Below are 12333 nucleotides of genomic sequence, written 5' to 3'. Positions count from 1 at the left end.
GAAGCGCGGCCAGGGCACCGGCTATTCCGGCATCGAGAACCCGCTGTTCTACAAGCACAACACCCGCATGTTCTACGGCGATGCCAAAGCCAGCATCGATCAGCTCGTCCAGGCGATCTGAGGCCGCTGATCTCGATCAGTCGACCGGACACTTCGGCTTCTTGCAACAAACGGGATGAGAGAACTGCCATGAGCCATCATCCTTCAACGGATCGGCCGCCGATCACCATCCCGTTGCTGCAGCAGCGCGTAAGGGACAACCAGCGGCTCGTGATGACAACTGCCTATGATGCGGTCACGGCCCGCCTGGCGGATCCTATGGTTGATATGCTTCTGGTCGGCGACAGCGTCGGCAATGTCTGTCTCGGCTTCGACAACACGCTCCCCGTGAGCATGGCGATGATGAACCATCATCTTGAGGCGGTCACGCGCACCAGGCCACGAGCCCTCGTCGTCGCCGACATGCCTTATCTCAGCTATCACCTCAGCCTTGAGGACACCCTGCGCAACGCTGGCGGCTTTCTCCAACGCGGGGCCGCTGCCGTGAAACTGGAGGGCGGTGCCAAGCGCGCGGACGTTGTTCGAGCCCTGGTGGATGGCGAGATCCCGGTCATGGGCCATCTCGGCCTGACGCCACAGAGCGTGCACGCCATGGGCGGCTTCAAGGTGCAGGGCAGGGGAGCTCACGACGCCATCCGGATCCTGGAGGACGCGCACCAACTGCAGGAGGCCGGCTGCTTTGCCCTCGTGCTCGAAGGGATCCCGTCCGAGCTCGCAGCGCGGATCACCCAAACCCTCAGCATTCCGACCATCGGGATCGGGGCGGGCCCACACTGCTCGGGTCAGGTGCTGGTCCTGCACGATGTGCTCGGGCTGACACAGGGGCACCGGCCGAAGTTCGTGCGCACCTACGTCGATGGCCTCACACTGCTGCAGCAGGCGCTCACACACTGGGCTGAGGACGTGCGCTGCGGTGCTTTTCCGTCTGCTGCCGAAGCCTACGCCCTGCCGGCCGATGCCCAGGCTGCGGTTTCCACTTGGGCACCACACCCCTCCACCAGCTCCTGAGGTCCGCCGATGCTCACATTCCGCACGATCAAGTCCCTGTCCCAGTGCCTGCGCGGCTACCGCGCCTCGGGTCTGCGGGTCGGCTTCGTGCCGACTATGGGCTTCCTGCACGCGGGCCATCGGGCACTCATCGACGAGAGTGTCGCCCGCTGCGACATCACTGTGGTGAGCATCTTCGTCAACCCGACCCAGTTCGGACCGAACGAGGATCTCGACCGCTATCCCCGTGCCCTGGAAGCCGATCACGAGCTCTGCCGCACGGCCGGCGTGAGCCTGATCTTCGTGCCGGATGCGGGCGAGCTCTATCCACCCGGCTTCCAGACCATGGTCGAGCCCGGACCCGTGGCCGAACCGCTGTGCGGTGCTGTCCGGCCCGGACACTTCCGCGGCGTGGCCACCGTGGTGACGAAGCTGTTCAACATCGTGCAGCCGGATGTGGCCTTCTTCGGCCAGAAAGACTTCCAGCAATGTGCCGTGATCCGGCAGATGGTGCGGGATCTGAACCTGCCCGTCGAGATCGTCACGGTGCCGACCGTGCGCGAGCCAGATGGGCTGGCGCTCAGCAGCCGCAACAGCTACCTGAACCCTGCCGATCGCAAGCGCGCCCGCTGCCTCAGCCAGGGCCTGTTGGCCACCCAGGCGGCATACGGGGAGGGCGAGCGCGACAGCCAGCGCCTGATCGCGATCGCACGGGCTCACATCACCGAGGTCGACCAGCTGCAATACCTCGAGCTGCGGGATGCCGGCACCCTGGAAGCCATTCAAGGGAGCATCGAGCAGCCCGCCGCGCTGTGTGTCGCCGCCTATGTTGGCACGACCCGCTTGATCGACAATGTGCTCCTGACCCCTCCGACTACAGCGCTGTCCGATCACGAGCTGGAGTTGGTCTCGCATGCAATCAATCGGCAGGCTATGGCCGGCACGGAGGGTCCGCGACGGTCATGACGGCAGCAGCGCGCCTCGATCACCTCATTCAAGATCTCAGCACCCGGCTGATAGCCGGCGCCACGGCGACGGAAACCCTCCTGGCCTGGTGCGAGGAGCATGGCCTGTCGCAGGGACCGATTACCGTCGAGCGCCAGCGGCAGCTCACGCTGTCCGCCGTGCCGGATGAGGTCCGAGCCGCTTTAGGCCTCGCCGCTCACGAAACCGTTCACTATCGGCAAGTTCGGCTGATGCGTGGCTCGCTCCCACTCGCAGCAGCAGAGAACTGGTTTGTGCCCCACCGCCTGACCACGGACATGAACGAGGTCCTGAACCAGACAGGAATCCCGTTTGGGACCGTCATTGCGCCGCTGCGTCCGTTTCGCCGCACGCTCATGTCACGCGCCGGGCCATGCGCTGATGACCCGGCTGAGGATCCAGAGCGGCCCATCGGCCCCGCCCAGCCGCCGCGCCCTGAGATCATCCTGGAGCATGTCGCCGTGATCCTCAGCAGGTCCGGGACGGCGTTGGCGCGCGTGAAGGAGCGCTATTTCTCCGAACTGGTCTCGTGTGGGTCCGCGCCATCGCCTTGGCCCCGGGCTCTCGCTGGGAGGTCTGAGAGGTCAGTGATGCGAAATGTGAGGTTTGAGCGATGACGGCTGAACCCGACCTGGCGTCTCAAGCCGTCTATGACCCTGGCTCGCTCGAGGAGGTGCAGTTCCTGGATCACCGGATCCGGTTTGGACCGACGCAAACCGGCTGGGTGTCCTTCGTGGCCCGTCACGGATAGCGGCCGACCATCCTGCTCGCGGAGGCGCAAAAGCTGATTGTCCGCCGCACTAGGGAGAGGAGGTGAAGCGACGAATGATGATCTTCTGCCGCGAGCCTCTCTCGGCGATAACCTCATTCATTGGAGCGAGATCATCACATGACGTGCGCGGGAGCCAGGTTGAGCGCAGATTTGCGGTCAGTCGAACTCCGACTGACGCGGCGCATGCAGGAGCGCCACGATCATCCTTTAATGTCGGAGCGCCCTTCATCGGGATCACGTGCGATCGCATCCCGACCGCCATCTTGAGCCGATGACATGCCACGAAGAACACTGCGAGCCCGGATCAAATCAGGAACGTAAGGCGACGATCGATGACATTGGATTTCAATGCTGAACTGCACGCGCGTCCTTCCATCTATTTCAACGGCCCTGCCCTTGTTGAGCAGATCGCACTGATGCCCTTTTCATCGGTGCCTCAGCACGGACGCTCAATCACGTCCAATGCCGACTCACGAGAGAGCCAGTCGGTGAGCATACAGGTTGAGAGCCATACGGAGTTCGTCACAGTCACCCGAGTGACACCGGTGACGGGAAATGGCGATACGTGGCCGGTCTCTGATCTTGCCACGGAGGAGTTTGCGGGCCTTGCCGGCGTTGGTCCGTCAAAGGTCGTGTGCCGCATTGCGATCCTGGTTTTGGGGCCGGCACCTTCCGAATTGGGCCCAGTCCTCAAGAAACTCGACTTTGGCGATAGCGCTGCGTCCTCGATCGGCGGAGGTTCCGCCCAGATTGGCTCCGACTTCCGGGTCCGGCATGACCACGTGAGCCGGCTCGTGCTGTTCAACAAAGATCTGAACTCCTATCGCCTTGGACGGATGGTGCGGCGCATATGTGAGATCGAGACATACCGTTCGATGGCTCTGCTTGGCTTGTCGGAAGCCCGGAGACTGGCGCCTCTCCTTGGGCATTACGACACAAAGCTTGTCGATCTCAGCAATCGAAACCTGACGACCCCCGCGAATGAGCACAAGCGGCTCCTTGAGGAGATCTCAGTGCTCTCGGCCCACATCATTTCTGCCACGGCGGAAACGCGCAATCGGTTTGCCGCAACGGCTGCCTATGCCAAGATCGTTGAGGAACGCACTGCGGAGCTCCGCGAAACCCATGTCGCCGGCTTTCAGCGCTATGGCGTCTTTGTTGCTCGGCGCTTCAAACCGGCGGTCCGAACGTGTGAGGCCACGGCCCTCCGCCTGGAGCGGCTCTCCCATGCCACCACGCACCTGATCGATCTCCTGCAGACTCGTATCCAGGTCGAGATCGAGTATCAGAACGCCGTCCAGATCCAGGTCATGGCTGACCGCGCGGCGACGCAGGTGAAAATTCAGCGGGCCGTCGAGGGCTTTTCAATTATTGCAATCAGCTACTATCTGCTGAGTTTGCTGAAAGTCGCTTTCGAGACCGCAGAGCACGTTGGATACCATCTTGACCCGATGTTCATGCTGATCTCCGTTCCAATTGTAATATTTGCCGTAGCCGTTGCCGTGCTGCGGGTGAAACATGCGCTGAGTTCCGAGGGCTAAGGGCCGTCGGCTCCGAAAGACCTGCTGCAAGCCACCAACTCCAACGCACGTGTTTAGCGATCGGGAGTCGCAATTCACGTGGTCCGAGGTGTTCCGTCGCGACTCCTGCCATCGGTCAGGCGAGCGCCTGCCAAGTCCGCTGGTTACGGGGCTGAGGTGAACAGGGAGCATGGGATGAAAAGCAAATTCGGGCAAAGCTTGGTGGTGCGCCGCACCTGATTGTGGAGTGACAGTCCGACCTGATCCGCCTGTCGGATTTCAGGTAGCGGACGATCAACCAGGCGCATCTCCAGCGGCCTTGAGATCGTTCGAGCCTGCATGCAATTCGAAGTGATCACAGACTCGCCGCATCTGCGGCGTGAATTCCATGCGCCCGGCGCGGGGGTGCCCCGCACGAGGACAGGATTTGAATTCACGCAAGATTCAGCAGTTCGGGTCAATCGTCTGGGTCTACAGAGCGCGTGAAGCCCCATGCTCTCGCCGAGATCCTCCCAGCACCCATGAGCCCACCTCCCTCCGCCATCGCCGACTGTCCATCCAGCACTGAGGCCGTCCCCACGAGACAAGGCGCGAGGAGTGCCGCTCCTGCCAAGGACGCGACCTTGGCCGCCATCGGCTTGGCCCTTCTATCGACCGTGTTCTTCGCCATGGGCGATGTTGCCGCGAAGGTCCTGACGGACACGCTGCCTGCGATCGAAGTCACCTGGCTGCGCTACCTCATTTTCTGCCTGGTAGTCATTCCGGTAGTCTTCGCCGCGCGCGGCGCTGGGGCGATGCACACGCCGCGCGCCCGCCTTCAGATCATCCGGGCGCTGGCCGTGGCCGGCTCAGCCGTCCTCTTCATCCTCGGGCTGGGCCACCTCGCTGTGGCCGAGGCTACAGCGATCAACTTCATCTCGCCGATCTTCATCACCGCCCTCTCGATCCCGCTTCTTGGAGAGAAGGTGGGCATCCGGCGCTGGGCTGCGGCGGCGGTGGGCTTTCTTGGCGTCATGCTGGTCGTTCAGCCCGGCGGGTCGGCCTTCCAGCTGGCCGCACTGCTGCCGATCGGTGCGGCGCTCGCCTGGGCCGTGGCCGCCATCGCCACCCGCCTGATGAGCTCTGAACGGCCCGAGGCGACTCTGGCGTGGTCGGCGGTAATCGGACTGATCGCCCTGACAGCCTTCGTGCCGTTCCACTGGCGCACACCCAACGCTGGCGAGTTCGGCCTGGCTGTCCTGATGGGCACCTGCTCGACCATAGGCCATTGGCTCGTCATCCTGGCCTACCGCAAGGCCGCGGCGTCCACCATCGCCCCGTTCTCCTACGTCCAGCTCCTGTTCGCCGGGTTGCTCGGCTTTGCCGTCTTCGGCACCGTGCCGGGAGCCATGACCCTCGTCGGCGGTCTCGTCATCGCGGCGAGTGGCCTCTACACGGCCCACCGCGAGCGCATCAGGGCCCGGGAGGCGAGGCTGGCTGCCGCCGGGATCCGTCACTCCTAAGTTGCTGACGAGATCCCGTCCGAGAGCTGTCGCGACGCAGCTGAGATGGGCCGGCTGATGGATTGAAGGGTCAAGCGGCACGGATGGTGCGTGGCAGCGTGGTGCACGATCGGCTAGATCAGGCCTGAAAGAAAAACGCCCTGGCTAAGGGCTGTCTGAAACCTCAACCAGGGCTTTGAGCGGAGGGTAGAGCTCCGCACCGGATTGACATGGTTCGCGTCAGGCCCGGTGAAAGCATCCTGAGCCGCCAGAGTAAACATTTGGTGTGCTTGAATGGGATATCTCAGCTGAAGGCAGCACAACCCAATCTTCAGCCACAGAGCTGGTGGCTGTGATGGGTTTGTCTCGGAAGCTAGATTGCGCCGGTCGCCAAAACCACCAAGTGACGGCTGTTCAACGTCGCTCGAACATCGGAGGGCATACCATGGTCGTGGCAATGCCCCTGTCGGAGGGATCGGAGCAGCCCATCGGGCGATGGCTTTGCTCACTCCCGTGTGATTTCTAGCTTTTCTTCAGGACCATCCGCTGCTTAGCTTGGAGCATGAAATCTCATATCTTGGCCATTGCTCCAGCTCCACGCATCAATCACCGGGCCAACCGCCTCCTGGCGGCGCTGGAGCCTGATGACTATGCGGCGCTTGAGCCGCACCTGCACGCGGTCAGCCTGCAGCAGGATCAGGTGCTGTACGAGGCCGGCGATCCCCTGCGCCATGCCATCTTTCCCCATGACACGGTGGTGTCGCTGGTGGCTGTGCTGAAGGACGGTCGCTCGGCCGAGATGGCGGTCTATGGCCGGGAAGGGGGCCTGGGCCTCGTCAGCGCCATGACCGCCCGCCAGTCCTTCGGGCGCTCCATCGTACAAGCTGACGGTACCGCCTCGCGGATCGAGCTGGAGTGCCTGCACGAGGTCATCAGCACCCGCCCGAAGGTGCGCCAGCTGGTACTGCATTTTACCGAAGCGATGATGGCCCGGGTGCTACAGAACGTGGCCTGCAATGCGGTCCACAGCGTCGAGGAGCGCTGCTGTCGCTGGATCCTGAGCCTGCACGACCGGCTCGACCGGGACACCGTGCCGCTCACGCATGAGTTCCTGGCCGACATGCTGGGCGTACAGCGCTCCACGGTGAGCAGCATCACGCGGGCGCTTCAGGAGGCGGGACTGATCCGGCAGGGCCGGGGCGTGATCACCGTGATCGATCGGGCCGGCCTGGAGAGAGCGTCCTGCGAGTGCTACGGCACGGTGCGGCGCAGCTTCGAGCGGCTGCTCCCTCACACCTATGGGAACATCTCGACCATGGAATTGCGCCAGCCGCGTCGATGCTCCTGATCGGCCTGCCTCGCCGACCGTTGAGAGCTGGGACGCCTCGCAGGCAGGGGTGTCCGCCCTAGCTGTGAGCTTGAACAGGGGAGGGGAGCCTACGATGTCCGACCACGTCTACAAAGTCGTTGAACTGGTGGGATCGTCGACGAACAGCATCGAGGATGTAATCCAAACGGCGATCAAGCGTGCCGACCAGACCCTGCGCAACCTGCGCTGGTTTGAGGTGGTGCAAACACGCGGGCACGTGGAGAACGGCGAGGTTCAGCATTACCAGGGCGTGCTCAAGGCCGGCTTCACGCTGGAGGGGGAATATCCATAGGGAAGAGAGGTCACGGACCCGCTCTGTCCCAAGCCACTATAGAGCTACCCTAGGGCTTCGATCTTTTCTTCTTGCGGAGCAAAGTCGGCTGCGAGCGTCTGTTGCAGGATCCTGTCACGGATCATCCGCTTCATGTTTCCCACCATGCGGGCCATGGCATAAACCTGATCCTGCAGGGCCGTCACATCCGCCATGACCTGAAACGGCGGCTCCGGTGGGAGCGGCAGTGCGAGGTGCGTCTCCAACTCGGTCAGCAGTGCCGCGATCACGGTGTTGTCGGCGCGCAGCCGCTGCAGTTCTGCCTCAAGCATATCTGATGTCTCCTGCGCCTTTCCGGGGACTGCCGGCTTTTGGATTTTGGGTGCTCTGCTCCAAGCGGCTACTGGGGCATGACAACGGTCAGGTAAGGCGCTGAGGGCTTCTCGTTGGCCCCGACCGGACCGGGCACCTGGTTCCTGACCGGCTTCAGGCTCTTGAGATAGCCTGCCAGAGCTTTGGCATCCCCATCCGTAAGCTTGCCGTAGGAATGATACGGCATGATCGGCACCAGCTGCCGACCGTCGGGTCTGACACCGGTCCGCACCGCCGTGATGATGTCGGCCTCGCTCCATTGACCGAGCCCTGTCTCGGGATCAGGGGTCAGGTTAGGCGGGTAGAAGATGCCGAGGCCCGGGATCTGGAAGCCGACCTCCGATCCCGCCAGAGGACGCTGCATGTCGGGCTTGCCGAGGAAGGTGCCCGGCGTATGGCAGCCGGTGCAATCCATGATGGTCACCAGGTACTCGCCGCGCTGCGTTTGGCTCTGGGCGAAGGCTGGTGGAACGGAGATGAGGAGGCTACCGGCTGCCAAAGCGGCCCAGATGATTGATCTCATGGAGCTTCTCTGACTGAGGTTGAACCCAGCTAAAGTGCCAGAGGCCACATGGGAGTGAAGTGCGCAGAAGGCTTAGAACGTCCTGAGCAGTTCCCTTTGACTGCTCGTCAAAACCCTCACCCGAGCGGTGACAAGGGCGACTAGGTTGAACGAGGGACGGGTTCACCGCTGTTTTGGCTGGGGCCGTCCACGGGCAGGTGCGGAAAAAATCTTCGCTCAATCGCACCGACCGCGCGATTGCCGGTCAACTTGTTCGCTAAGGTAACTCGCTGCAGATGAGAACGACCGTCACTGCGGCTGAAACGGCAGTCGCGATCAAGCCAATGTCCACAGCACCTGCACCCAGGGAAGCAGGCTTCAATTAGTTGTTTGAGCAACGCACCACTTCCTCTAGCCGACAACCCTTAGTGCATCGCGAAATGGTGCGTTGCAGCATGAGCTCAAGCGAGGTGCGACAAAGAGGGCAGCGGGTGAGGGACAGTTGTGTTCATCGCGAATTCACAGGGAGAGGCGCACCTTGGCTGACCGGTTGCCCGACCGTACTCTCGGCCAAGCCCAGGAACCGCGATCCCTCTCATCATTGGACTTGGTCGGGTTCTCTTCCTTTCCAGACCGAAGGCGCTGCTTCTCTGACGACAAAAAAGGCCGCGCCAATCCCGATAAGAGATCACGACGCGGCCCTTGGCCCGTAGTTGCCCCCACGGGAAAGCGGCAGGTAGAAATTCACCTTGGCGGCCATGCGGCTCAGCGCCCGCAATTCTTCAGCTGATCTTTGAACCGGTGGGGCCGCGGGAGCTCATAAAACGCAAACGCCCGCTGAAGAGGCGGGCGAGGGCGGGTGCTGCAGTGCAGCTGGTATCAGGCAGCAGTGCTCCGGCGAGCAACGCTGTCGATCTGGAAACGTGCGATGCCGAGATCGGTGAGCTCGCGATCGGAGAGCAGCGACAACTCACGCACGGTCTCACGATAGCGGAAGTAGGCCTGAACCTTAGCGAGAATATAAGAAACGAACATGGAGAGCTCCTGAATCTGTTCAGCGACGGCCTGCGTGCCTGCCTTGCAATGCAGCGGATATGCCTGTGCGGCGCACAATAGAAGGGTAAATCCTGTAGATGAGCCATGCTCAAAGCGCATGACTGAGCCATCTATCCCCTAATGAGCTGCCGTGGAAGCATATCAGTACCCACAGCAATTGGCGTTGCCATGGCTCAGGAAGTCGCCGGCAGCTTGGACGATGGAGACCAGGGCATGAGGCAGGTTAAAGCAACCCCAATGCAAGGTTGCACCCCATCAGCCTGACCGGTCGTCTTGGCCTTGCTGGGCCTTCGCTCGGCCAGGGGAGTTATGCCCTCCCTTACGGCCAGCCTCGGAAGCCAGGGCCGAGTTCAGAGAAAAGGCGCGCTTATCCGCCGGAACGCTCTTCCCGCCTTTGCTTGCGATTTCCCGTCGCCTTTCCGCACTCATCGAGGCAAAGCCACGCTTCGGTAAACTCTCATCCGCGCCCATGATCGTTCTCCAGACAAGCCCTACGCCCTAGGTTCAGAACGGATGGCCCGGGTGGAAGTTCGCGGTCTCTGCTTCCTGACTTGGACGTGGCCGATGTGGTGTCACTGCACAGGCTTTGGCTTGCGCTCCTCCTTCTGCGTGATGCCAGGTTCATCAAACGGGATCTTGATGAGGCGCCACAGCCGCATCGGATACGACATCAAGGGCGCGGCTCGCCGACCCGAGCGCATTTCAACCATAAGGGTGGCGCAGGTCAGGATTGTGCGCTGGCAGCCTTCTCAATTTAGTAAGGCTCTCCAATAATAAGGGATGCTTACTAAACACGCTGAAGAGACGATCGGCCTCCTGCTGGTGGACGGGGCACGGCTTTTGCGCATCCAGATCGATCGGGCCCTCGAGGGAGCCGGTCTGGGGCTGACGGCCGGCGAGGCCCGTACCTTGGCCTATGTTGCCCTCTATCCAGCCTCACGCCAGACCACACTCGCGGCTCAGATGAATGTCGAGCCCATGACGCTCGTCACCTTTCTCGACAAATTGGAAAGTCGAGGCCTGGTCGCGCGGGAGCCAGATCCCACGGATCGGCGCGCCAAAATCGTGCAGCTTGCCCCTGACGCACAGCCTACTCTCGAGCAAGTTCGTAGGATCACGAGGAAAGTCCAGGAAGAGGCTCTGCAGGACTTCTGTCCCGAAGAGGTTGAGAGGCTCTGCACCCTGCTGAAGCGCATGCGGGCGAACCTTGCTGGCAGCGAGCCGGGGAGGGGGCAGGAATGAAGCCCCTCATGTCCGAGACCCGTACCGCTGTGATCGGGGCGCTCATCGTGGCCCTCGGCTCTGTCAGCATGGCGCTTTACACACCGGCGATGCCCACGCTCGTCGAGGTGCTTCACACCACGCCGGCTGCAATCAAGATGTCGTTGTCGGTCTATCTGTTTGGCTTCGCCTTTGCCCAGCTTGTCTGCGGGCCCCTCTCTGATGCCTTTGGCCGGCGTCCGGTCGCGCTCGGATTCTTCTCCATCTATGTCGTGGGCAGTGGCATCGCCGTCTTTTCGCCCTCGATCATCTGGCTCCTGATCGGGCGAGCCCTGCAGGGCATTGGCGTCGCCGCGGGCGTGGCGATCTCGCGAGCGATCGTGCGCGACCAATTCACCGGTCAGAGCTCGGCGCGCATCATGAACCTGATTGGCTTGATGCTGGCGGTGGGACCCGCGGTCTCGCCGACCATCGGTGGCGTGCTCCTAAGCACCCTCGGCTGGCATTCGATCTTTCTCGTCATGGTGGTCTACGGCATTGTCGCCGTGCTGGTGATGGGCTTGTGGTGTGTCGAAACGAACTCTGCCCCTGATCCCACACAGGCCTATCCGGGCCAGGTCCTGCGGAATTACGTGATGCTCCTGATGGACAGAGGCTTCATGCGCGGGAGTCTCGTCCTCGGATGCGCGGTCGGCGCGTTCTACACGATGGCGGTCATCCTCCCCTTCGTCCTGATGGAGAAGATCGGACTGACACCAACCCAATTCGGTCTGGTGATGCTGATGCAGACCGGCTCGTATGCTCTGGGAGCGGCAGTCACCGGTCGGCTGCTGCGTCGGGTTGAGGTGATGCGCCTGGTCCCGGTCGGGCTGATGCTCATTGCTATTTCCGCCTTGGGGTTTGGCCTTGGCCTGCGCCTTCTGCCGCTCTCCGTGTATACGGCCATGGGCCCAGTTCTGATCTGGGCATTCGGCAGCGCATTGGTGATCCCGGGCGCCACCACGGCAGCCCTGGCAGGCTTTCCGAAGGTCGCCGGTGCGGCCTCGGCTCTGGCCGGTTTTCTGCAGATTGGCGTTGGGCTCTCTGGAACTGCCGTTGCGGCCCTGCTCTTCAGTGATCCCTTGACGGCACTTGCGACGGTGATGCCCAGCATGGCTCTGCTCGCGCTGCTGGCGCACTTTGCTCTCGCCTCAAAGCGCAAAAGCCGCTTGTTCGCTGTCGCCGCGGAGGAACTGGAAACGGCGGTCGATCCGGCGGGAGCCGTGGGCGCTGGCGGCGAGGAGATCGAAAGGGTGGTGCACCGGGGCAGGCGGTGATGCAAGCGTCTGACGGATAATACCTGTCCTCTGGAGTTCTGGCTTTGGGGGTGTGCACGGGACGACGGTGTACCATCGCTAATGCGGGGAGCACGGCATCGGGCTCCTGGGTCAGAACTTAGTCATCTGGGCATCATTCGAGAGCGAGCCTAATGCATGATCCCGTTGTAGCCATGGAACATGCCCCTCGCGAGCGGTCTCGGGAACGGCACGAGCCGCCCGTTTGTTAAGCCGTCGAATTTTGACGTTCGCCTCGCAACGCTGCAATGACGTCCGCCGGTGGTACGCCACGATGCCACAACACATAGACCGTGCGATAGCGCGGTGGCGCAAGGCCAGCGGCGCGGCATGCAGCAACAGCCTGATCATGCGCTCTGCGAATGCTGCCAAATGGCGCGGCGTCGCCCTGCCTCCAAGCCGGA

Annotated in this window: 15 protein-coding genes; 11 read left to right on the top strand and 4 right to left on the bottom strand. The window is 62.4% G+C overall.

All coding sequences use genetic code 11. From position 1 onward, the window contains the following. From ACS5Q1_RS42040 to ACS5Q1_RS42000, 9 genes are all read left to right on the top strand, one after another. Positions 1–121, top strand: a 121-nt coding sequence (locus tag ACS5Q1_RS42040; RefSeq protein WP_473103805.1) for an NAD(P)(+) transhydrogenase (Re/Si-specific) subunit beta, incomplete at its 5' end; no start/stop codon positions are given. A 68-nt stretch (positions 122–189) separates the two neighbouring features. Continuing rightward, positions 190–1068, top strand: a complete 879-nt coding sequence (gene panB, locus ACS5Q1_RS42035) for a 3-methyl-2-oxobutanoate hydroxymethyltransferase (RefSeq protein WP_473103804.1) — start codon at positions 190–192, stop codon at positions 1066–1068. 9 nt (positions 1069–1077) lie between these two features. Continuing rightward, positions 1078–2013, top strand: a complete 936-nt coding sequence (panC, locus tag ACS5Q1_RS42030; RefSeq protein WP_473103803.1) for a pantoate--beta-alanine ligase — start codon at positions 1078–1080, stop codon at positions 2011–2013. Continuing rightward, a complete protein-coding gene (locus ACS5Q1_RS42025) occupies positions 2010–2648 on the top strand; it encodes a hypothetical protein (protein WP_473103802.1) in 639 nt (212 codons plus the stop codon). The genes panC and ACS5Q1_RS42025 overlap by 4 nt, the downstream gene beginning before the upstream one ends. After that, positions 2645–2782, top strand: coding sequence for a hypothetical protein (locus ACS5Q1_RS42020; protein ID WP_473103801.1), 138 nt, complete (start codon positions 2645–2647; stop codon positions 2780–2782). The genes ACS5Q1_RS42025 and ACS5Q1_RS42020 overlap by 4 nt, the downstream gene beginning before the upstream one ends. A 353-nt stretch (positions 2783–3135) precedes the next feature. Then, positions 3136–4344, top strand: a complete 1209-nt coding sequence (locus ACS5Q1_RS42015) for a DUF3422 domain-containing protein (protein WP_473103800.1) — start codon at positions 3136–3138, stop codon at positions 4342–4344. Positions 4345–4805: 461 nt separating this feature from the next. Beyond that, entirely contained in the window at positions 4806–5825 is a 1020-nt protein-coding gene (locus ACS5Q1_RS42010; RefSeq protein ID WP_473103799.1) for a DMT family transporter, read from the top strand. Positions 5826–6366: 541 nt separating this feature from the next. Beyond that, positions 6367–7152, top strand: a complete 786-nt coding sequence (locus tag ACS5Q1_RS42005; protein ID WP_473103798.1) for a Crp/Fnr family transcriptional regulator — start codon at positions 6367–6369, stop codon at positions 7150–7152. Between the two features lie 94 nt (positions 7153–7246). Further along, complete coding sequence (locus ACS5Q1_RS42000; RefSeq protein ID WP_203447803.1) at positions 7247–7465, top strand: dodecin; 219 nt, start codon at positions 7247–7249, stop codon at positions 7463–7465. Positions 7466–7509: 44 nt separating this feature from the next. Here ACS5Q1_RS42000 and ACS5Q1_RS41995 read toward each other — a convergent pair whose 3' ends face one another. The 4 genes from ACS5Q1_RS41995 to ACS5Q1_RS41980 all read right to left on the bottom strand — a co-directional run bounded on the left by ACS5Q1_RS41995 (position 7510) and on the right by ACS5Q1_RS41980 (position 9845). Continuing rightward, positions 7510–7776 carry a hypothetical protein gene (locus tag ACS5Q1_RS41995; RefSeq protein ID WP_203447802.1) on the bottom strand — a complete coding sequence of 89 codons (267 nt, stop codon included), beginning with the start codon at positions 7774–7776 and terminating at the stop codon, positions 7510–7512. Between the two features lie 68 nt (positions 7777–7844). After that, positions 7845–8339, bottom strand: a complete 495-nt coding sequence (locus ACS5Q1_RS41990) for a c-type cytochrome (protein ID WP_473103797.1) — start codon at positions 8337–8339, stop codon at positions 7845–7847. An 858-nt stretch (positions 8340–9197) separates the two neighbouring features. After that, positions 9198–9353 (bottom strand): DUF1127 domain-containing protein, encoded by a 156-nt coding sequence (locus ACS5Q1_RS41985; RefSeq protein ID WP_473103796.1) that lies wholly within the window; start codon positions 9351–9353, stop codon positions 9198–9200. A 276-nt stretch (positions 9354–9629) separates the two neighbouring features. After that, the gene (locus tag ACS5Q1_RS41980; protein WP_473103795.1) at positions 9630–9845 is read right to left on the bottom strand and encodes a KGG domain-containing protein; all 216 of its coding nucleotides are present in this window, start codon (positions 9843–9845) and stop codon (positions 9630–9632) included. A 309-nt stretch (positions 9846–10154) separates the two neighbouring features. Here ACS5Q1_RS41980 and ACS5Q1_RS41975 point away from each other — a divergent pair, with 309 nt between their 5' ends. After that, the gene (locus tag ACS5Q1_RS41975) at positions 10155–10616 is read left to right on the top strand and encodes a MarR family winged helix-turn-helix transcriptional regulator (RefSeq protein ID WP_473103794.1); all 462 of its coding nucleotides are present in this window, start codon (positions 10155–10157) and stop codon (positions 10614–10616) included. Then, positions 10613–11911 (top strand): multidrug effflux MFS transporter, encoded by a 1299-nt coding sequence (locus ACS5Q1_RS41970; RefSeq protein ID WP_473103793.1) that lies wholly within the window; start codon positions 10613–10615, stop codon positions 11909–11911. Before ACS5Q1_RS41975 ends, ACS5Q1_RS41970 begins: the two co-directional genes overlap by 4 nt. Positions 11912–12333 lie beyond the last annotated feature (422 nt).

It is taken from the genome of Microvirga sp. GN3, from assembly GCF_055792825.1.
The sequence above is the reverse complement of the archived record's forward strand: the minus strand, read 5'-3'. Positions and strand labels throughout refer to the sequence as shown.